This is a genomic window from Erwinia wuhanensis (assembly GCF_030484085.1).
GTDB classification, from domain to species: Bacteria; Pseudomonadota; Gammaproteobacteria; order Enterobacterales; family Enterobacteriaceae; genus Erwinia; species Erwinia aeris.
On sequence record NZ_JAUJUH010000002.1, the window covers coordinates 417,525 to 436,733 of the forward strand.

Below are 19,209 nucleotides of genomic sequence, written 5' to 3' on the forward strand. Positions count from 1 at the left end.
GGGAGTTAGCTATGTGTTCTATTTTTGGCGTGTTGGATCTCAAAAGCGATCCGGTTGAACTGCGTAAGAAAGCGCTGGAGCTTTCTCGTCTTATGCGTCATCGCGGCCCGGACTGGTCAGGCGTTTATGCAGGTGACAACGCGATTCTGGCCCACGAGCGTCTCTCTATTGTGGACGTCAACAACGGCGCGCAGCCTCTCTACAACGCAGCCCACACCCACGTGCTGGCGGTAAACGGTGAGATCTATAACCATCAGGCGCTGCGTGCAGAGCTGAGTGACCGCTACGAGTTTCAGACCGAATCGGATTGTGAAGTTATTCTTGCGCTTTATCAGGAAAAAGGCGTCGATTTTCTGGACGACCTGCAGGGCATGTTCGCCTTTATCCTCTATGACAGCGTAAAAAACACTTACCTGGTTGGCCGCGATCATATCGGCATCATTCCGCTGTATATGGGTAACGACGAACACGGCAACCTGTTTGTTGCTTCAGAAATGAAGGCGCTGGTGCCGGTCTGTAAATCAATTAAAGAATTCCCACCGGGAAGCTACCTTTCCAGCACCGATGGCGAGATCCGCCGCTACTGGCAGCGCGACTGGTTCAGCTATGAGGCGGTAGAGCACAACAAAACTGACGCGACGGCGCTGAAAGATGCGCTGGAAGAGGCCGTGAAAAGCCATCTGATGTCCGATGTGCCTTATGGCGTGCTGCTTTCCGGCGGCCTGGACTCCTCTATTATTTCCGCCGTGACCAAAAAATTCGCGGCCAAGCGTATCGAAGATCAGGACAAGAGCGAAGCATGGTGGCCACAGCTGCACTCCTTCGCGGTAGGTCTGGAAGGATCGCCGGATCTGAAAGCGGCGAAATCCGTCGCCGACCATCTGGGCACGGTGCACCACGAGATCCACTTTACCGTGCAGGAAGGCCTGGATGCGATCCGCGACGTTATCTATCACATCGAAACTTACGATGTGACTACTATTCGCGCCTCCACGCCGATGTATCTGATGTCGCGTAAAATTAAAGCGATGGGCATTAAGATGGTGCTGTCCGGCGAAGGCGCCGATGAAGTCTTTGGCGGCTATCTTTATTTCCATAAGGCCCCCAACGCTAAAGAGTTTCACGAAGAGAACGTGCGTAAGCTGCTGGCGCTGCATATGTTCGACTGCGCTCGCGCCAACAAGGCGATGTCGGCATGGGGCGTAGAGGCACGCGTGCCTTTTCTGGATAAAAAATTCCTCGACGTGGCGATGCGCATCAACCCGGCGGACAAAATGTGCGGCACCAACGGCAAAATGGAAAAGCATATCCTGCGTGAATGCTTCTCTTCTTATCTGCCGGAAAGCGTGGCGTGGCGTCAAAAAGAGCAGTTCTCCGACGGCGTAGGCTACAGCTGGATTGATACGCTGAAAGAAGTCGCGGCGAAACAGGTCAGCGACCAGCAGCTGCAAACGGCGCATTTCCGCTTCCCGTACAACACGCCGACCTCAAAAGAAGGCTATCTGTATCGGGAAATTTTTGAAGAGCTGTTTCCGGTTCCCAGCGCGGCTGAATGCGTGCCGGGCGGTCCATCCGTCGCCTGTTCTTCGGCAAAAGCAATTGAATGGGACGAAGCGTTCAAAACCATGGACGATCCTTCCGGTCGTGCGGTAGGCGTTCATCAGTCCGCCTATAAATAACTTACGGCTTTTATTCACAAATCGGGCCGCCAGCGGCCCGTAATTGTTTAAAAAAACGCTGACTTTGCTGAATTAGTCGCCATACTGGTTATAAGCCAGACAAACGAATCATTTCAGCGAAAAAACGGGAAAAAACTTGTTGACGCTTTCAGGCCAACTTAGCATAATGCGCCCCGCAACGCCGATGAAGGTAACGCGAAAAAAGATGGCTACTTAGCTCAGCTGGTTAGAGCACAGCACTCATAATGCTGGGGTCACAGGTTCGATTCCCGTAGTAGCCACCATCTTTTTTTTAGCGGGAGTGGCGAAATTGGTAGACGCACCAGATTTAGGTTCTGGCGCCGCAAGGTGTGCGAGTTCAAGTCTCGCCTCCCGCACCATTTCGAAGCATTGCACGGATGGGGTATCGCCAAGCGGTAAGGCACCGGTTTTTGATACCGGCATTCCCTGGTTCGAATCCAGGTACCCCAGCCAGTTTGTTCTGATGGTTTTGTGACTTGTGTACGGACATTGGGATATCGCCAAGCGGTAAGGCACCGGTTTTTGATACCGGCATTCCCTGGTTCGAATCCAGGTATCCCAGCCAGTCAGAATGTAGTATAGTTGTAACGCAGTAAAATTAGGCTACTTAGCTCAGCTGGTTAGAGCACAGCACTCATAATGCTGGGGTCACAGGTTCGATTCCCGTAGTAGCCACCAATTTTATTGGGGTGTCGCCAAGCGGTAAGGCACTGGTTTCTGATACCAGCATTCCGGGGTTCGAATCCCTGCACCCCAGCCATAAAAAAGACGATCTGCCCAAGCGGATCGCACCCAAAAAATTGGGGTGTCGCCAAGCGGTAAGGCACTGGTTTCTGATACCAGCATTCCGGGGTTCGAATCCCTGCACCCCAGCCAATAAGTAAAGAAGCCCGCGCAAGCGGGCTTTTTTACGTCTGCGATCTTTCCTCACAACCGCTTTGCGATGCGCATACAACGCGTAAATCGCTCTTTATCCGCAGCAACAGCTAAAAAAGCCGCCGAACGCCGCAAATAATAAGGTCCTGTCGGACCTTAAGCTTAAAGAAACCTCTTGCGCTTCATACCCGTGCGCTGCGTCTTAAAACCTATAATCCCAACGCGTAGCGCAACGCCTGCCGCTTCAGCACGCCCGACCTCTCCGCCGCCATCAGGCCCAGATTACGCAAAATACGTAGAGGCGCCGCCTGCGTACTGAAGGCGAAATAGAAGAGATCCATGCCGCTCTGCATCAGCAGATTATCCGTATGGCGTGAGCGCTGGTAGCGCAGCAGTACTCTTTCCGACGCCCAGTCTTCGGCCCGCTCACGTGAGGCGGTCAGCGTATCAATCAGCGCGTCCACGTCGCGATAGCCTAAATTCACGCCCTGCCCCGCCAGCGGATTAATGGTGTGTGCAGCGTCGCCTACCAGTGCCAGCCCCGGCAGCACGTAGCGGGTAGCATGCCGGCGTACCAGCGGAAAGGATCCTGCCGCTACCGGCGTCACTTTGCCTAACCGCGCCGGGAAATGCGTTTTGATCTCCTCCGCCAGCTGCGCCATGCTCATAGCCTGTAGTTGACGAATCCTCGCCGGGCTGTCGTACCACACCAGCGACGCCCAGCCGTTAAACAGCGGCAAGAAAGCTCTTGGCCCCGTTGGCGTAAAGTGTTGCCAGGTACAGTCGCCGGCGTCGTGCTCGCAGCGCACGCTGATCAGCATACAGGCCTGCGCATAGTTCCAGCCGCGAATGCCAATGCCTGCCAGCTGGCGTACCTGTGAACTGGCGCCGTCGGCGCCCACTACCAGCCTGGCGTGAAGCTTTTCGCCGTCCGCCAGCGTCAATGCCCAGCCGCCGTTACAGGCCTGCAGCGTTTGCAGCCGCGCAGGCGTTTTCAACGCGACTTCCTGCTGCTGGAGCCGCTGCCAGAGCGCCCGTTGCAGTACGCTGTTCTCCACCATAAAACCCAGCTCCGGCAGGCCCAGCGAAGCGGCGTCAAAACCAACCTGCGCCGTCTGCCACTCCCATGTCTCCAGCTTGCGGTAAGGCGCGCTGCGCATTGCCTGAACGCGAGGCCAGACCTCCAGCTGCTTCAACAGGTCAACCGAAGAGGCGCCCAGCGCGGAAATGCGGATATCCGGATCGCTCTCGGCCACGAATTCAGCCGGCTCCTGCTTTTCCAATACCGTTACCTGAAAGCCCTGCGCCGCCAGTCCGCTGGCCAGCGCCGCGCCTACCATCCCGCCGCCCACGATAGCGACATCCCATTTTTGCGTTGTTTCTGTCATCATATTTTCCTGTCCAGTGGACGTCCGACGGGCTAATTCTGTTACCCTAAGTGTACCGGATTTTTAGCGGCTGTTGAGAAAACGGCGCGGTGCTGGTCACCACAGCAGCAAAGCTTTACAATACGCGCCCTGCATTCTCTCCTGCATGATAAATGGCAACCAGATGACGAAAAAACTTTATATCAAAACCTGGGGCTGTCAGATGAATGAGTATGACTCATCCAAAATGGCTGACCTGTTAAACAGCACCCACGGCTATTCCCTGACGGAAGTGGCGGAAGAGGCGGATGTGCTGCTGCTCAACACCTGTTCCATTCGTGAAAAGGCCCAGGAAAAAGTTTTCCATCAGCTTGGGCGTTGGAAAACGCTGAAGGATCGCAATCCCGATGTGGTCATCGGCGTGGGCGGCTGCGTGGCGTCGCAGGAAGGCGAACATATTCGCCAGCGTGCGCATTTCGTCGATATCGTTTTCGGCCCGCAGACGCTGCATCGCCTGCCGGAAATGATCAATACCGTGCGCGGCTCCAAAAGCCCGATTGTTGATATCAGCTTCCCGGAGATTGAAAAATTTGACCGCCTGCCGGAACCCAAAGCAGACGGCCCGACGGCCTTCGTTTCTATTATGGAAGGCTGCAATAAATATTGTACTTTCTGCGTGGTGCCTTATACCCGCGGTGAGGAAGTCAGCCGTCCATGCGACGATATTCTGTTTGAAATCGCCCAGCTGGCGGCGCAGGGCGTGCGTGAAGTCAATCTGCTGGGTCAGAACGTCAATGCCTATCGCGGCGAAACCTTTGACGGCGAAGTTTGCACCTTTGCCGACCTGCTGCGCCTGGTGGCGGCGATTGACGGCATCGACCGCATTCGCTTCACCACCAGCCATCCGATTGAGTTCACGGACGATATCATTGAAGTCTACCGCGACACGCCGGAGCTGGTCAGCTTCCTGCATCTGCCCGTCCAGAGCGGCGCAGACCGTATTCTGACGCTGATGAAGCGCGCCCATACCGCGCTGGAATATAAAGCGATTATTCGCAAGCTGCGCGCGGCGCGACCGGACATTCAGATCAGCTCGGATTTCATTATCGGCTTCCCTGGCGAAACCCAGCAGGATTTTGAGCAGACCATGAAGCTGATCGGCGAGGTCAATTTCGACACCAGCTACAGCTTTATTTATTCTGCCCGTCCGGGTACGCCTGCCGCCGATCTGCCGGACGACGTGCCGGAAGAAGAGAAGAAGCAGCGTCTGTGGATCCTCCAGGATCGCATTAACCAGCAGGCGATGGCATGGAGCCGCCGGATGCTGGGCACCGTTCAGCGTATCCTGGTGGAAGGCACCTCGCGTAAGAACGTGATGGAGCTGTCCGGCCGCACGGAAAACAACCGCGTGGTGAACTTTGAAGGCACGCCAGAGATGATCGGCAAGTTTGTGGATGTTGAGATCGTCGATGTCTATACCAATTCGCTGCGCGGCAAAGTCGTGCGCACCGAAGAGGAAATGGGCCTGCGCACTATTGAATCCCCGGCTTCCGTGATTGCGCGCACGCGCAAGGAAAACGAGCTGGGCGTTGGCCTGTTCCAGCCCTGATCCCACCGAATTTTTGCGGCGAATTTCACAGGTTCGCCGCCTGAAAACGCGTACGCGGCTTGCTTTCTGCGCACTGTGCCCAAATATCTTCACCTGCGCTTGCGCATTAGGGCGCAGCCATAAATAATTCCCTTATGGTCACGGCGTTACCGGCGTGACCAGCCTGTAAAAAGCCATCCTCAACCTGGCCCTGAGCGACCCAAAGGATTAGTTTGAATATTGAAACACGCGAAATCACTTTAGATCCTGCTGATAATCATCGTCTGCTGAGCCTGTGCGGCCCGTTCGACGACAATATCAAGCAGCTGGAACGCCGGTTAGGCATTGAGATTAATCGTCGCGATAACGCCTTTAAGCTGACGGGCAAATCACTGATTGTCGACGCCGCCGTTCGTATTCTGCGCGACCTTTATGTCGATACGGCTCCCGTACGCGGCAATATCCCGGATATCGATCCCGAGCAGATCCATCTGGCGATCAAAGAGAGCCGGGTGCTGGAACAGTCGGCGGAGAGCGTGCCGGAATATGGCAAAGCGGTCACCATCAAGACCAAACGCGGCGTCATCAAACCGCGTACGCCTAACCAGGCGCAGTACGTGGCAAATATGCTCGATCACGATATCACTTTTGGTGTCGGCCCGGCCGGTACCGGGAAAACTTACCTGGCGGTAGCCGCGGCGGTAGACGCGCTGGAGCGTCAGGAAGTGCGCCGTATCCTGCTGACGCGTCCGGCGGTGGAAGCTGGCGAAAAGCTGGGCTTTCTGCCCGGCGATCTGAGCCAGAAGGTCGATCCTTACCTGCGTCCGCTGTATGACGCCCTGTTTGAAATGCTGGGCTTCGAGCGCGTGGAAAAGCTGATTGAGCGCAACGTGATTGAAGTCGCGCCGCTGGCCTATATGCGCGGCCGCACGCTGAACGACGCCTTTATCATTCTGGATGAAAGTCAGAACACCACTATCGAACAGATGAAGATGTTCCTGACCCGCATCGGCTTCAACTCCAAAGCGGTCATCACCGGCGACGTCACACAGATTGACCTGCCGCGCAACCTGAAATCGGGCCTGCGCCACGCGATTGAAGTGCTGGCCGACGTGGAAGAGATCAGCTTTAACTTCTTCCACAGCGAGGACGTTGTGCGTCACCCGGTGGTCGCCCGCGTGGTTATCGCCTATGAAGCCTGGGAAGCCGCCGACCAGAAGCGCCGTGACGCGCTGGCCGAAGAACGTAAACGCGAGGCGCTGGCGCTGCAGCAGGCCGCGCAGGAGCAGAAATGAGTACCGTAATACTGGATTTACAGCTGGCGTGCGAACAGCCGGAAGGTTTACCGGCCGAAGCGGATTTTCAGCGCTGGCTGGAAGCGGTGCTGCCGCAGTTTCAGGAAGAAAGCGAAGTAACGATCCGCGTGGTGGATGAGGCAGAAAGCCGCGAGCTGAACCACACCTATCGCAGCAAGGACAAACCCACTAACGTGCTGTCGTTTCCTTTTGAAGCGCCGCCGGGCATTGAGCTGCCGCTGCTGGGCGACCTGATCATCTGTCGCCAGGTGGTGGAGCAGGAAGCGGCAGAGCAGGAAAAACCGCTGCTGGCGCACTGGGCGCATATGGTCATTCACGGCAGCCTGCATCTGCTGGGCTATGATCATATCGAAGATGACGAAGCCGAAGAGATGGAGGCGATCGAGACCGAGATAATGCTTGCTCTTGGTTATGCCGACCCGTACATTTCGGAGAAAGAGTTCTAAACCGCGTCCCTTCCCCACCGGAAGGGACACCCTTAATCTCAGCAAGAGTGACAGAAACAAAAACGCCATGAGCGATGACCATTCACAGAACAACGACAGTCCCAGTAGCAAAAAGGGATTTTTCACCCTTATCCTCAACCAGCTGTTTCACGGTGAGCCTAAAAACCGCGACGATCTGCTGGAGCTAATCCGCGATTCCGAGCAGAACGAGCTGATAGACCAGGATACCCGCGACATGCTTGAAGGGGTCATGGATATCGCTGAACAGCGCGTGCGTGACATTATGATCCCGCGCTCGCAGATGGTGACGCTGAAGCGTAACCAGTCGCTCGACGAGTGCCTGGATACCATTATCGAATCCGCCCACTCGCGCTTTCCGGTTATCAGCGAAGATAAGGATCATGTCGAAGGCATTCTGATGGCGAAAGATTTGCTGCCTTTTATGAGTAGCGAATCCGCCCCGTTCAGCATCGAAAAAGTGCTGCGTCCGGCCGTAGTGGTGCCGGAGAGCAAGCGCGTCGACCGGATGCTGAAAGAGTTTCGCTCGCAGCGCTACCATATGGCGATTGTGATTGATGAGTTCGGCGGCGTATCCGGTCTGGTCACCATTGAAGATATTCTGGAGCTGATCGTCGGCGAAATCGAAGACGAATATGATGACGAGGAAGATCGCGATATTCGTCAGCTGAGCCGTCATACCTACACCATCCGCGCCCTGACGCCGATTGAAGATTTCAACGAGGTCTTTGAAACGCACTTCAGCGATGAGGAAGTGGATACTATCGGCGGGCTGGTGATGCAGGCGTTCGGGCATCTGCCCGCGCGCGGCGAAAGCATCGAAATTGAAGGCTATCAGTTCAAGGTCGCCATGGCCGACAGCCGCCGTATTATTCAGGTGCACGTCAAAATTCCGGAAAACGCGACGCAACCGATACTGGAAGAATAATTTCCCTATGGCTATTGCCTCTTTATACCAGCGCCAGCGGGTTCGCCTGCTTTTAGCGCTGCTGACGGGTGCCGCTGGCACCCTGGCGTTTTCGCCTTATGATTTCTGGCCCGCCGCGCTGGTTTCGCTTTGCGGCCTGCTGGCGCTGACCCTTAACCGCTCGACGCGCCAGGCAACCGCTATCGGTTTCGTCTGGGGTTTCGGCCTGTTCGGCAGCGGCGTTAACTGGGTCTATGTCAGTATCGCCACGTTTGGCGGCATGCCTGGCCCGGTCAACGTTTTTCTGGTGATCCTGCTGGCGGCTTACCTTGCGCTCTACACCATGCTGTTTGCCGCTCTGCTGAACCGGCTGTTCCCCAAAACCTCGCTGACGCGGCTGGCGCTGGCCGCGCCCGTACTGTGGCAAATCACCGAGTTTCTGCGCGGCTGGGTGCTCACTGGCTTCCCGTGGCTGCAATTTGGCTACAGCCAGATTGACGGGCCGCTAAAAGGGCTGGGGCCGCTGACGGGCGTGGAGGGCATTACCTTTGTCCTGACCATCGTCGCCGGGCTGGTGGTCTTTGCTGCGGCAAAACGCAGCTGGATAGCGGCCGTCGGCGCGCTGGCGCTGCTGCTGCTGCCCTGGCCGCTGCGCATGATTAGCTGGTATCAGCCGCAGCCCGGACGCACGGTAAATGTCGCGCTGGTGCAGGGCAACATTCCTCAGTCGCTGAAATGGGATCCCAACCAGCTTATCAACACGCTGAAAACCTATACAGCGCTGACGCGGCCTTACGTTAATAAGACGCCGCTGATTATCTGGCCGGAGTCGGCTATTCCCGATCTGGAAACCAATCAGCAGCCTTTCCTGCAAACCATAGACCGCGAGCTGCGTTCCCAGGGCAGCAGCCTGATCACTGGTATTGTCGATTCGCGACTGGAAAATAATCGCTATCACGATTACAACTCGATCATTGTGCTGGGTGATAAACAGCCCTACAGCTACGAAAGCGGCAGCCGCTACCAGAAAAACCATCTGGTGCCATTTGGCGAATTCGTGCCGCTGGAGGCGTTATTGCGTCCGCTGGCGCCCTTTTTCGATCTGCCAATGTCTTCGTTTAGCCGTGGCGCCTATCGCCAGCCGCAGCTCCAGGCGGGCGGCTATAAGCTGACGGCGGCAATCTGCTATGAAATCGTGCTGGGCCAGCAGCTGCGGGATAATTTCCGTCCCGATACCGATTTTCTGCTGACTATCTCTAACGATGCCTGGTTCGGTCATTCCATTGGGCCGTGGCAGCATTTCCAGATGGCGCGGATGCGCGCGCTGGAGCTGGGCCGACCGCTGCTGCGCGATACCAACAACGGCGTGACGGCGGTAATTGATGCGGACGGCAGCGCGGAAGAGATGATCCCGCAATTTGTTCCGGATGTACTGGCAACCGGCGTTACGCCAACCCGTGGACTTACGCCGTACGCGCGTTTCGGCAACTGGACGGTATGGATTGTGACAGCGCTGTTTGCTGCGGCCGCCCTGTTTACCGGCCGGCGGAACAGACGCTGATAGTTAAAGCGCAGGGCGTTTTGCCGGCTCCCTGCGCTTTATTTCCTCCATGCCTTTCACATCCCGTTTTTCTGCTTTCTTCCGAACCTTTCCCGCGTAAAAACCACTCACAACAAAGCCATACGGAAAATCTGGCATGGCGATTGCAATTTATTTCCCGACTACGCTGAAAACGTCAGCGACAGCGACCGGCTGGCCGGAAATGCACCATAACTGCTCGTCCTCTGCGCCACCAGCGGGCAGCCCTTCAGGCAATGCATTATTTTGGTGCGGCACGCTTCGCAAAACCGAAACTTTATTGTTTCATACCGTTAACATTCAGCTATGTTATGGCTATCCGGCGCGGCCCTGGCGCTGAAAATACAACAATAAACGGTTACAAACACAACATCACAATCGGCGCACCGTTATGGCGCTTTACAACGAAGGAGTTGGAGATGAAATTTCGGAAAACTGGGCTGTGCCTGCTGGCACTGGCTGGCCTGTCCTCCGCCGTGGCTCACGCAGCTGATGCCCCGCAAAGCACGCTGGACAAAATTGCCAAAAACGGCGTTATCGTCGTCGGCCATCGTGAGTCTTCCGTTCCTTTTTCTTACTATGACAACCAGCAAAAAGTCGTCGGCTATTCGCAGGATTATTCCAACGCCATCGTGGCGGCGATCAAAGCCAAACTGAACAAGCCCGATCTGCAGGTGAAAATGCTGCCGATCACCTCGCAAAACCGTATCCCGCTGCTGCAAAACGGCACCTATGATTTTGAGTGCGGCTCTACCACTAATAACGCGGAACGTCAGCAACAGGCGGCCTTCTCCAATACCGTCTTTGTTATCGGCACCCGTTTGCTGGTGAAAAAAGGCAGTCCGATTAAGGATTTCCCGGATTTGAAAGGCAAAACCGTGGTGGTCACTTCCGGCACTACCTCTGAGATCCTGCTGCACAAGCTGAACGACGAGAAGAAGCTGGAGATGCGTATCATCAGCGCTAAAGATCACGGCGACTCGTTCCGTACGCTGGAAAGCGGCCGTGCCGTCGCCTTTATGATGGACGATGCGCTGCTGGCAGGCGAACGCGCCAAGGCCAAAAAACCGGATAACTGGGAAATCGTAGGCACGCCGCAGTCGAAAGAAGCCTACGGCTGTATGTTGCGCAAAGGCGATACCGCCTTTAAACAGCTGATGGATGAAACCATCGCTAAAGCGCAGACGTCAGGCGAGGCGACAAAATGGTTCGACAAATGGTTTACCCAGCCTATTCCGCCTAAAAACCTGAATATGAACTTCGCGCTTTCTGAAGATATGAAAGCCACGTTCAAAACACCGAATGATAAGGCGCTGAATTAATAACAAAAATAAGGGCGGCGTGCCGCCTTTGATTGTTGAACACGGGCAAGAACAGACAGCGGCCTGAAAAGTTCGGCACCAACAAGCCGACAGTCAGGCTGACGTTTGCCGCGGTCGTTCCCCGCGGTAAACACGCCTCTCATCAATCTTCAGGGTAGCGCTGCTACCCTTTTTTCTACCGGAGTGACTTATGTCTATTGATTGGAACTGGGGTATTTTCCTGCAGCAGGCCCCGTTCGGTAATACCACCTATCTGGGATGGCTGTGGTCCGGCTTTCAGGTCACCATCGCCGTCTCCGTCTGCGCCTGGATCATCGCCCTCTGTGTCGGATCGCTGTTCGGTATTTTGCGTACCGTACCCAACCGCTGGCTTTCCGCTCTTGGCACCTGCTACGTGGAGCTGTTCCGCAACGTACCGCTGATCGTACAGTTTTTTATCTGGTATCTGGTGGTGCCGGAGCTGCTGCCGGAAAGCGTCGGCATGTGGTTTAAGTCAGAGCTGGATCCCAATATTCAGTTTTTCACCTGTTCTGTACTCTGCCTGGGCCTGTTCACCGCCGCTCGCGTCTGCGAACAGGTGCGCGCTGCCATTCAGTCGCTGCCGCGCGGTCAGAAGAATGCCGGCCTGGCGATGGGATTGACGCTGCCGCAAACCTACCGCTACGTGCTGCTGCCCAACGCCTACAGGGTAATTGTGCCGCCGATGACCTCGGAAATGCTGAACCTGGTAAAAAACTCCGCTATCGCCTCAACCATCGGGCTGGTCGATATGGCGGCGCAGGCGGGTAAACTGCTGGATTATTCCGCGCACGCTTATGAATCCTTTACCGCAATCACCGTGGCCTACATCGCCATTAACGTCGTAATCATGCTGCTGATGAGCCTGGTCGAACGCAAAGTGCGCCTGCCCGGCGGCATGGGAGGCAAATAATGTACGAGTTTGACTGGAGCACCATTGTTCCCAATCTGCCCTACCTGATTAACGGCATGATTATCACGCTGAAAATCACCGCTATCGCCGTAGTGTTCGGCATTATCTGGGGCACGCTGCTGGCCGTGATGCGGCTGTCGAGATTTAAGCTCGTCAGCTGGTTCGCCAAACTGTACGTTAACCTGTTCCGCTCCGTCCCGCTGGTGATGGTGCTGCTCTGGTTTTACCTGGTGGTGCCCAGCTTTTTACAGCAGGTGCTGGGGATCTCCCCTAAAACCGATATCCGGCTGATCTCCGCAATGGTCGCCTTCGCCTTGTTTGAAGCCGCCTACTATTCGGAAATTATCCGCGCGGGCATTTTGAGTATCGCGGGCGGTCAGGGCAAGGCCGCGCTGGCGCTGGGCATGACGCAGTGGCAGGCGATGCAGCTGATTATTCTGCCGCAGGCGTTTCGCGCCATGGTGCCGCTGCTGCTGACTCAGGGCATCGTGCTGTTTCAGGATACTTCGCTGGTGTACGTCCTCAGCCTTGCCGACTTCTTCCGCACCGCCGACACTATCGGCATCAATAACGGCACCGAGATCGAGATGGTGCTGTTTGCCGGCGCGGTTTACTTTGTTATCAGCCTTAGCGCTTCGCTTTTGGTCAGCTATCTGAAGAAAAAAAGGACGGTTTAAATGATTACCCTGAAAAACGTTTCTAAGTGGTATGGTCACTTTCAGGTACTGACCGACTGCTCTACCGAAGTTAAAAAAGGCGAAGTGGTCGTGGTCTGCGGCCCTTCCGGCTCCGGCAAATCGACGCTGATCAAAACGGTCAACGGTCTTGAACCCGTTCAGCAAGGCAGCATCGCCGTCAACGGCACGGCGGTGACGGAGAAGAAAACTAATCTGGCGCAGCTGCGCGCGAAAGTCGGCATGGTTTTCCAGCATTTTGAGCTTTTCCCGCATCTGACGATTGTGGAAAACCTGACGCTGGCGCAGGTTAAAGTGCTCAGGCGTAATAAAGAAGAGGCGCGTCAGAAAGGCCTGAAGCTGCTGGAGCGCGTAGGGCTGTCTGCGCACGCCAATAAACATCCCGGTCAGCTTTCCGGCGGTCAGCAGCAGCGCGTGGCTATCGCCCGGGCGCTCTGTATGGATCCCGTCGCGATGCTGTTTGATGAACCCACTTCCGCGCTGGATCCGGAAATGATCAACGAAGTGTTGGATGTAATGGTGGAGCTGGCGAACGAAGGCATGACCATGATGGTGGTGACGCACGAGATGGGCTTTGCCCGCAAAGTGGCGAACCGGGTGATCTTTATGGATGAGGGCAAAATTATTGAGGATTCGCCGAAAGACGATTTCTTTAATAATCCCAGCTCCGATCGTGCGAAAGATTTCTTAGCCAAAATTCTGCACTAGTCCCTGAGCCAGCGCGGGCAGTAAAAAGGCCCGGCGCTGTAAATGGAATTCGACCCAGGATCTGCCGCGCGGGCAATAAAGCAGCCCGCGCGTTTACCTGCTGCTCAGGGTTCAAAAGCCTGACGCTGAAACTGATCGTTGCCGCATTCCGGACAGCGCGTCAGCGTTTCCGGCGTATAGATAGCTCGGGTAAACTGGCATTTTTCGCAGACCAGATTGCCCAACCCGACCACCTCGCCGCTCTGATAAACGCCGTGATGATTTAAATCCTGGAAAACCTCGCGCCACTCCAGCTGGCTCTTGTCGGTGATATCCGCCAGTTCTTTCCAGACGCTTTCCCGAATAACCCGCATAAAAACGCTGTCGCCGCTGTCCGCCTGATTTTCCGTATAGCTGCGGGCGAACTCTTCCAGATCGCGGCGCACGGCGCGGGTAACGTCGTCAATCTGACTGCGCGTCAGTTCGCCGCGATTATTCATGCGCTGCCGGGCGGCCTCCACCAAAGCATCAATATCATGCTCGCCTTTATTAATTCTCTCGGTCAGAGAGGAAACCAGTTCACGATAATACTGAGCAACCTTGTTCATTTTATCTCCTGAGCGTGCCGATATATGCTTCATTCAGTTTAGCGCTAAACGGATTATTGCAGCGGGACGGCGGTGAAATTTGCCTGCCATCTTCCAGCTTGCAGAGAAATGCCCGTTGTCGGGGCGGTTACTGTTGTTGCGCCGGGGGCGGATCAGCTATGCTATGCGGATCTGAACGAACATTAAGCCCGGCGCGACTCACCAGGTGCCCGGCGCTATTTACAAAGGACCACTGGCTGCCATGCAAGAGCAATATCGCCCGGAAGAGATAGAATCCCGTGTTCAACAGCACTGGGACGAGAAGCAAACCTTTAAAGTCACCGAAGAGGAAGGCAAAGAGAAGTACTACTGCCTCTCCATGCTGCCCTATCCTTCTGGCCGCCTACATATGGGCCACGTGCGTAACTACACCATCGGCGACGTGATCTCCCGCTATCAGCGCATGTTGGGCAAAAACGTGCTGCAGCCTATCGGCTGGGATGCGTTTGGCCTGCCTGCCGAAGGCGCCGCGGTAAAAAACAACACCGCGCCAGCGCCGTGGACCTACGACAATATCGCCTATATGAAGAACCAGCTTAAGCTGCTGGGCTTTGGCTATGACTGGAGCCGCGAACTGGCAACCTGCCAGCCGGAATACTATCGCTGGGAGCAGTGGTTCTTCACCAAACTGTATGAAAAAGGCCTGGTCTACAAAAAAACCTCCGCCGTTAACTGGTGCCCGAATGACCAGACCGTGCTGGCTAACGAACAGGTTATCGACGGCTGCTGCTGGCGCTGCGACAGCAAGGTCGAGCGTAAAGAGATCCCGCAGTGGTTTATCAAAATCACCGCCTATGCCGACGAGCTGTTAAACGATCTGGACACGCTGGAAAGCTGGCCTGAGCAGGTCAAAACCATGCAGCGCAACTGGATTGGCCGCTCCGAAGGCGTGGAAATCACCTTTGACGTCAAAGACAGTGAAGAGAAGCTGACCGTCTATACTACGCGTCCGGATACCTTTATGGGCGTGACCTATCTGGGTGTTGCTGCCGGTCATCCGCTGGCCATCCAGGCCGCAATGAACAACCCCGTGCTGGCGGATTTCATCGCTGAATGCCGCAACACCAAAGTCGCCGAAGCAGAAATGGCGACAATGGAGAAAAAAGGCATGGCGACCGGTCTGTTCGCCACGCATCCGCTGACCGGCGAACAGCTGCCGGTGTGGGTCGCCAACTTCGTGCTGATGGAATACGGCACCGGCGCAGTGATGGCCGTTCCGGGCCACGATCAGCGTGACTGGGAGTTTGCCACCAAATACGATCTGCCGGTGAAGCCGGTTATCCTCAATGCGGACGGCAGCGAGCCGGATCTGAGCGCGGCGGCGATGACCGAAAAAGGCACGCTGTTCAACTCCGGCGAATTCGACGGCCTCTCCTATGAAGAAGGCTTTAACGCCATCGCCACCCGCCTGGCGGAGAAAGGCGTGGGTGAGCGCAAGGTCAATTACCGCCTGCGCGACTGGGGCGTTTCCCGTCAGCGCTACTGGGGCGCGCCAATCCCTATGGTAACGCTGGAGGACGGCACGGTTATGCCGACGCCGGAAGATCAGCTGCCGGTGATCCTGCCGGAAGATGTCACCATGGACGGCATCACCAGCCCGATTAAAGCCGATCCCGAGTGGGCAAAAACCACCGTCAACGGCCGGCCAGCGCTGCGTGAAACCGACACCTTCGACACCTTCATGGAGTCATCCTGGTACTACGCGCGCTATACCTGCCCGGATTTCGACAAAGGGATGCTGGATCCGGCTGCGGCCAATTACTGGCTGCCGGTCGATCAGTATGTAGGCGGCATCGAACACGCGATCATGCACCTGCTTTACTTCCGCTTCTTCCACAAGCTGCTGCGCGACGCCGGTCTGGTCAGCTCCAATGAGCCAGCCAAACGCCTGCTCTGCCAGGGCATGGTGCTGGCTGACGCCTTCTACTGGCTGGGCGCCAACGGCGAGCGCAACTGGGTATCGCCGGTTGACGTAACCGTCGAGCGCGACGAAAAAGGCCGCATCGTGAAGGCCACCGACGAAGCGGGCCACGAGCTGGTGTACGCGGGCATGAGCAAAATGTCCAAGTCGAAAAACAACGGTATCGATCCACAGGTCATGGTCGAGCGCTACGGCGCGGATACCGTGCGTCTGTTTATGATGTTCGCCTCTCCGGCCGAAATGACGCTGGAATGGCAGGAGTCCGGCGTGGAAGGCGCTAACCGCTTCCTGAAGCGCGTGTGGAAGCTGGTCTTTGAACATACTGCGAAAGGCCCGGCTGGCGCGCTCGACCTGAACAGCCTTAATGAAGATCAGAAGTCGCTGCGTCGCGATCTGCACAAAACCATCGCTAAAGTCTCGGACGATATTGGCCGTCGCCAGACCTTTAACACCGCCATCGCCGCCATTATGGAGCTGATGAACAAACTGGCGCGCGCGCCGCAGGAAGAGCCGCAGGATCGGGCGCTGATGCATGAAGCGCTGCTGGCCGTCGTGCGTATGCTCTATCCTTTCACCCCGCACGCCTGCTTCACCCTGTGGGAAGCGCTGGGCGGCGAAGGCGAAGTGGATAATGCGCCGTGGCCGCAGGCTGACGACGCCGCAATGGTAGAGGATTCTCTGCTGGTGGTGGTGCAGGTAAATGGCAAGGTTCGCGGCAAGATCACCGTTCCGGCGGATGCGACTCAGGAGCAGGTGCAGGCGCGTGCCGCACAGGAGCATCTGGTCGCAAAATATCTTGATGGCGTAACTATTCGTAAAGTGATTTACGTTCAGGGCAAGCTGCTTAACCTGGTCGTGGGTTAATGTCAGGAGGAAGCGTGCGACAGATTATCTCTTTGCTTATCGCCGGGCTGGTGTTGCTTACCGCCGGCTGTGGCTATCACCTGCGCGGAACCACGTCGGTTCCGCACGAAATGAAAACCATGATCGTGGATACGGGCGATCCGTACGGGCCGCTGGCGCGTGCCGTTCGTGAGCAGCTGCGTCTTAACAACGTAACCGTGCTGGAAAAACCGGGCCTGCGCAAAGACGTGCCGTCGCTGCGTCTGGGGACGGAAACTCAGGGACGCGACACCGCGTCTATTTTCCAGGATGGTAAAACCGCCGAGTACTCGCTGGTGATGACCGTTAACGCGCAGGTATTGATCCCGAATAAAGGCATCTATCCGCTGAGCGCCACGGTTTATCGCTCCTTCTTTGATAACCCGCTGGCGGCGCTGGCGAAAGATTCCGAGCAGGACATCATCATCAGTGAAATGCGCGTGCAGGCTGCCCAGCAGCTGGTGCGTAAGCTGCTGACCGTCCACGCGGCGGAAAACGACAGCTCCGTCAATACGCTAGGGAATTCACCGCCTGCGATTGACCAGACTTCATCGCGCGCTGTTTTACCAGATAGCTCTTACGCCAGATGATCAGGATCTATCCTGAACAGCTTGTCGCGCAGCTCCGTGAGGGGCTGCGCGCCTGCTATATTCTGAGCGGTAATGAACCGCTGCTGCTGCAGGAGGCGCAGGATGCCGTACGAGCCGGCGCCCAGCAGCAGGGCTTCACCGAACATTTCAGCGTCGCGGTCGATCAACAGACCGACTGGGACGCCATCTATTCAACCTGTCAGGCGCTCAGCCTGTTCGCCAGCCGCCAGACGCTGCTTTTGTCGCTGCCGGAAAACGGCCCGAATGCCGCGATAGCGGAAAAGCTGCTGACGCTGTCCACGCTGCTGCACGAGGATATTCTGCTGCTGCTGCGCGCGCCTAAACTGACCAAAGCTCAGGAAAACAGCGCGTGGTTTAAAGCGCTCAGCGTCAACGCGGTTATCGTGCCCTGTCAGACGCCCGAGCAGGCTCAGCTGCCTCGCTGGGTAAACGCGCGCGCGAAAAGCATGCGGCTGACGGTGGACGATGCAGCCGTGCAGCTGCTCTGCTACTGCTACGAAGGCAATCTGCTGGCGCTGTCGCAGGCGCTGGAACGCCTTTCGCTGCTCTGGCCGGACGGCAAATTAACGCTGCCCAGAGTGGAACAGGCGGTTAATGACGCCGCCCATTTTACGCCCTTTCACTGGGTGGATGCGCTGCTGGCCGGCAAAAGCAAGCGGGCGCAGCATATTTTGCGTCAGCTTAAAGCGGAAGAGAGCGAGCCGGTGATCCTGCTGCGCACGCTGCAAAGAGAGCTGCTGACATTGCTGACGCTACAGCGGCAAATGCAGCAGGCGCCGCTGCGCACGCTGTTTGACCAGCATCGCGTCTGGCAGAACCGTCGCCCGCTGTTTACGGAGGCCCTGCAGCGGCTGACGGCGAAACAGCTGGCGCAGGCGGTGAGGCTGCTGACGCGTATCGAACTGACGATCAAGCAGGATTATGGTCAGGCTGTCTGGCGCGAGCTGGAAACGCTGTCGCTGCTGCTCTGCACCACTGCTTTTCCCGAGACCTTCTGCGATGACTGAACCGGCCACGCTCCAGGCGCTGTTTGGCGGCACCTTCGATCCTGTCCACTACGGCCATCTTCGCCCGGTGGAAACGCTGGCCGCCCGGCTTGGCCTGCAAAAGATTACCCTGTTGCCCAACAACGTGCCGCCCCATCGCCCTCAGCCGGAAGCCTCTCCGGCCCAGCGCGTAAAAATGCTTTCTCTGGCTATCGCTAATAATTCACTTTTTGATATCGACCAGCGCGAATTACAGCGTCAGACTCCCTCGTGGACGATTGATACATTAATTGAGCTTCGCCGGGAGCGTGGAGAACAGCAGCCGCTGGGGTTTATTATCGGTCAGGATTCCCTGCTGACGCTGCATAAATGGCATCGCTGGCAGGAGCTGCTGGATTATTGCCATCTGCTGGTTTGTAAACGTCCCGGCTATGCCGAAAACATGGCCACGCCGGAACAGCAGCACTGGCTTGACACGCACCGCACAGAAGATATTTCGCGGCTGCATCATTTTCCCGCCGGATCGGTTTTTCTTGCTGATACGTTGCTGCTGCCGATTTCCGCTACCGAGATCCGGCAACGCCGCCGCGCCGGCCTTTCCTGCGACGGGATGCTGCCAGAGGCAGTGATTAACTGGATAAACCAGCAAAATCTTTATCCGGCACAAAAATAATTATTTCGTTCATAACGCTGCTTTATATCCCTTAAATAAAGCAGCGGATTTTGTACG

At 56.4% G+C, this 19,209-nt stretch carries 17 protein-coding genes and 7 tRNA genes; 22 read left to right on the forward strand and 2 right to left on the reverse strand.

Translation table 11 applies throughout. From position 1 onward, the window contains the following. The first annotated feature begins 11 nt into the window (after positions 1-11). The 8 genes from asnB (at position 12) to QZH36_RS06435 (ending at position 2,576) form a co-directional block, all read left to right on the forward strand. Positions 12-1,679, forward strand: coding sequence for an asparagine synthase B (gene asnB, locus QZH36_RS06400; protein ID WP_253454905.1), 1,668 nt, complete (start codon positions 12-14; stop codon positions 1,677-1,679). Between the two features lie 207 nt (positions 1,680-1,886). After that, positions 1,887-1,963: transfer RNA gene (locus QZH36_RS06405), tRNA-Met, on the forward strand. 11 nt (positions 1,964-1,974) lie between these two features. Next, positions 1,975-2,059, forward strand: a tRNA-Leu gene (locus tag QZH36_RS06410). Between the two features lie 19 nt (positions 2,060-2,078). Further along, positions 2,079-2,153, forward strand: a tRNA-Gln gene (locus QZH36_RS06415). A 37-nt stretch (positions 2,154-2,190) separates the two neighbouring features. Continuing rightward, positions 2,191-2,265 (forward strand) — tRNA-Gln (locus tag QZH36_RS06420). Positions 2,266-2,301: 36 nt separating this feature from the next. Beyond that, positions 2,302-2,378, forward strand: a tRNA-Met gene (locus QZH36_RS06425). Between the two features lie 7 nt (positions 2,379-2,385). Next, positions 2,386-2,460 (forward strand) — tRNA-Gln (locus QZH36_RS06430). 41 nt (positions 2,461-2,501) lie between these two features. After that, positions 2,502-2,576, forward strand: a tRNA-Gln gene (locus tag QZH36_RS06435). A gap of 209 nt (positions 2,577-2,785) precedes the next feature. Here the strand turns inward: QZH36_RS06435 and ubiF are convergent. Beyond that, positions 2,786-3,964 carry a 3-demethoxyubiquinol 3-hydroxylase gene (ubiF, locus tag QZH36_RS06440; RefSeq protein ID WP_301729927.1) on the reverse strand — a complete coding sequence of 393 codons (1,179 nt, stop codon included), beginning with the start codon at positions 3,962-3,964 and terminating at the stop codon, positions 2,786-2,788. A gap of 163 nt (positions 3,965-4,127) precedes the next feature. On the opposite strand from ubiF, the gene miaB reads away from it, so the two are divergent. The 10 genes from miaB to QZH36_RS06490 all read left to right on the forward strand — a co-directional run bounded on the left by miaB (position 4,128) and on the right by QZH36_RS06490 (position 13,453). Beyond that, on the forward strand, positions 4,128-5,552 hold the full coding sequence (gene miaB, locus QZH36_RS06445) for a tRNA (N6-isopentenyl adenosine(37)-C2)-methylthiotransferase MiaB (protein ID WP_253454906.1): 1,425 nt from the start codon (positions 4,128-4,130) through the stop codon (positions 5,550-5,552). A gap of 212 nt (positions 5,553-5,764) precedes the next feature. Continuing rightward, complete coding sequence (locus QZH36_RS06450) at positions 5,765-6,826, forward strand: PhoH family protein (protein ID WP_253454907.1); 1,062 nt, start codon at positions 5,765-5,767, stop codon at positions 6,824-6,826. Further along, entirely contained in the window at positions 6,823-7,293 is a 471-nt protein-coding gene (gene ybeY / locus QZH36_RS06455) for an rRNA maturation RNase YbeY (protein WP_301252594.1), read from the forward strand. Before QZH36_RS06450 ends, ybeY begins: the two co-directional genes overlap by 4 nt. Positions 7,294-7,360: 67 nt before the next feature. Next, positions 7,361-8,239 (forward strand): CNNM family magnesium/cobalt transport protein CorC, encoded by an 879-nt coding sequence (gene corC / locus QZH36_RS06460; RefSeq protein WP_125288572.1) that lies wholly within the window; start codon positions 7,361-7,363, stop codon positions 8,237-8,239. Positions 8,240-8,246: 7 nt separating this feature from the next. Continuing rightward, the gene (lnt, locus tag QZH36_RS06465) at positions 8,247-9,779 is read left to right on the forward strand and encodes an apolipoprotein N-acyltransferase (RefSeq protein WP_253454909.1); all 1,533 of its coding nucleotides are present in this window, start codon (positions 8,247-8,249) and stop codon (positions 9,777-9,779) included. A 136-nt stretch (positions 9,780-9,915) separates the two neighbouring features. Further along, complete coding sequence (locus QZH36_RS06470; RefSeq protein WP_253454910.1) at positions 9,916-10,137, forward strand: hypothetical protein; 222 nt, start codon at positions 9,916-9,918, stop codon at positions 10,135-10,137. Positions 10,138-10,216: 79 nt separating this feature from the next. Next, the gene (locus tag QZH36_RS06475) at positions 10,217-11,119 is read left to right on the forward strand and encodes a glutamate/aspartate ABC transporter substrate-binding protein (RefSeq protein WP_253454912.1); all 903 of its coding nucleotides are present in this window, start codon (positions 10,217-10,219) and stop codon (positions 11,117-11,119) included. A gap of 190 nt (positions 11,120-11,309) precedes the next feature. Next, positions 11,310-12,050: an amino acid ABC transporter permease gene (locus QZH36_RS06480; protein ID WP_253454913.1), complete on the forward strand. Its 741-nt coding sequence runs from the start codon at positions 11,310-11,312 to the stop codon at positions 12,048-12,050. Beyond that, positions 12,050-12,727: a glutamate/aspartate ABC transporter permease GltK gene (gene gltK, locus QZH36_RS06485; RefSeq protein WP_253454914.1), complete on the forward strand. Its 678-nt coding sequence runs from the start codon at positions 12,050-12,052 to the stop codon at positions 12,725-12,727. The genes QZH36_RS06480 and gltK overlap by 1 nt, the downstream gene beginning before the upstream one ends. Next, a complete protein-coding gene (locus tag QZH36_RS06490; protein ID WP_253454915.1) occupies positions 12,728-13,453 on the forward strand; it encodes an amino acid ABC transporter ATP-binding protein in 726 nt (241 codons plus the stop codon). Positions 13,454-13,557: 104 nt separating this feature from the next. On the opposite strand, the gene QZH36_RS06495 is transcribed toward QZH36_RS06490, so the two are convergent. Then, on the reverse strand, positions 13,558-14,040 hold the full coding sequence (locus tag QZH36_RS06495; RefSeq protein ID WP_253454916.1) for a zinc ribbon-containing protein: 483 nt from the start codon (positions 14,038-14,040) through the stop codon (positions 13,558-13,560). A gap of 241 nt (positions 14,041-14,281) precedes the next feature. On the opposite strand from QZH36_RS06495, the gene leuS reads away from it, so the two are divergent. The 4 genes from leuS to nadD are packed head-to-tail and all read left to right on the forward strand — an operon-like array spanning position 14,282 to position 19,152. Then, on the forward strand, positions 14,282-16,864 hold the full coding sequence (gene leuS / locus QZH36_RS06500; RefSeq protein WP_301252592.1) for a leucine--tRNA ligase: 2,583 nt from the start codon (positions 14,282-14,284) through the stop codon (positions 16,862-16,864). Between the two features lie 14 nt (positions 16,865-16,878). Continuing rightward, the gene (gene lptE / locus QZH36_RS06505; RefSeq protein ID WP_301252591.1) at positions 16,879-17,472 is read left to right on the forward strand and encodes an LPS assembly lipoprotein LptE; all 594 of its coding nucleotides are present in this window, start codon (positions 16,879-16,881) and stop codon (positions 17,470-17,472) included. Beyond that, on the forward strand, positions 17,469-18,500 hold the full coding sequence (gene holA / locus QZH36_RS06510) for a DNA polymerase III subunit delta (protein ID WP_301252590.1): 1,032 nt from the start codon (positions 17,469-17,471) through the stop codon (positions 18,498-18,500). Before lptE ends, holA begins: the two co-directional genes overlap by 4 nt. Next, positions 18,493-19,152, forward strand: coding sequence for a nicotinate-nucleotide adenylyltransferase (gene nadD / locus QZH36_RS06515; RefSeq protein WP_253454920.1), 660 nt, complete (start codon positions 18,493-18,495; stop codon positions 19,150-19,152). The genes holA and nadD overlap by 8 nt, the downstream gene beginning before the upstream one ends. Positions 19,153-19,209: the final 57 nt, after the last annotated feature.

Bases quoted from the DNA above. Each gene is read 5' to 3' on its own strand.
- asnB (WP_253454905.1), top strand. From the start codon at position 12: ATGTGTTCTATTTTTGGCGTGTTGGATCTCAAAAGCGATCCGGTTGAA.
- ubiF (WP_301729927.1), bottom strand. From the start codon at position 3,964: ATGACAGAAACAACGCAAAAATGGGATGTCGCTATCGTGGGCGGCGGG.
- miaB (WP_253454906.1), top strand. From the start codon at position 4,128: ATGACGAAAAAACTTTATATCAAAACCTGGGGCTGTCAGATGAATGAG.
- ybeY (WP_301252594.1), top strand. From the start codon at position 6,823: ATGAGTACCGTAATACTGGATTTACAGCTGGCGTGCGAACAGCCGGAA.
- corC (WP_125288572.1), top strand. From the start codon at position 7,361: ATGAGCGATGACCATTCACAGAACAACGACAGTCCCAGTAGCAAAAAG.
- lnt (WP_253454909.1), top strand. From the start codon at position 8,247: ATGGCTATTGCCTCTTTATACCAGCGCCAGCGGGTTCGCCTGCTTTTA.
- QZH36_RS06470 (WP_253454910.1), top strand. From the start codon at position 9,916: ATGGCGATTGCAATTTATTTCCCGACTACGCTGAAAACGTCAGCGACA.
- QZH36_RS06475 (WP_253454912.1), top strand. From the start codon at position 10,217: ATGAAATTTCGGAAAACTGGGCTGTGCCTGCTGGCACTGGCTGGCCTG.
- QZH36_RS06480 (WP_253454913.1), top strand. From the start codon at position 11,310: ATGTCTATTGATTGGAACTGGGGTATTTTCCTGCAGCAGGCCCCGTTC.
- gltK (WP_253454914.1), top strand. From the start codon at position 12,050: ATGTACGAGTTTGACTGGAGCACCATTGTTCCCAATCTGCCCTACCTG.
- QZH36_RS06490 (WP_253454915.1), top strand. From the start codon at position 12,728: ATGATTACCCTGAAAAACGTTTCTAAGTGGTATGGTCACTTTCAGGTA.
- QZH36_RS06495 (WP_253454916.1), bottom strand. From the start codon at position 14,040: ATGAACAAGGTTGCTCAGTATTATCGTGAACTGGTTTCCTCTCTGACC.
- leuS (WP_301252592.1), top strand. From the start codon at position 14,282: ATGCAAGAGCAATATCGCCCGGAAGAGATAGAATCCCGTGTTCAACAG.
- holA (WP_301252590.1), top strand. From the start codon at position 17,469: ATGATCAGGATCTATCCTGAACAGCTTGTCGCGCAGCTCCGTGAGGGG.
- nadD (WP_253454920.1), top strand. From the start codon at position 18,493: ATGACTGAACCGGCCACGCTCCAGGCGCTGTTTGGCGGCACCTTCGAT.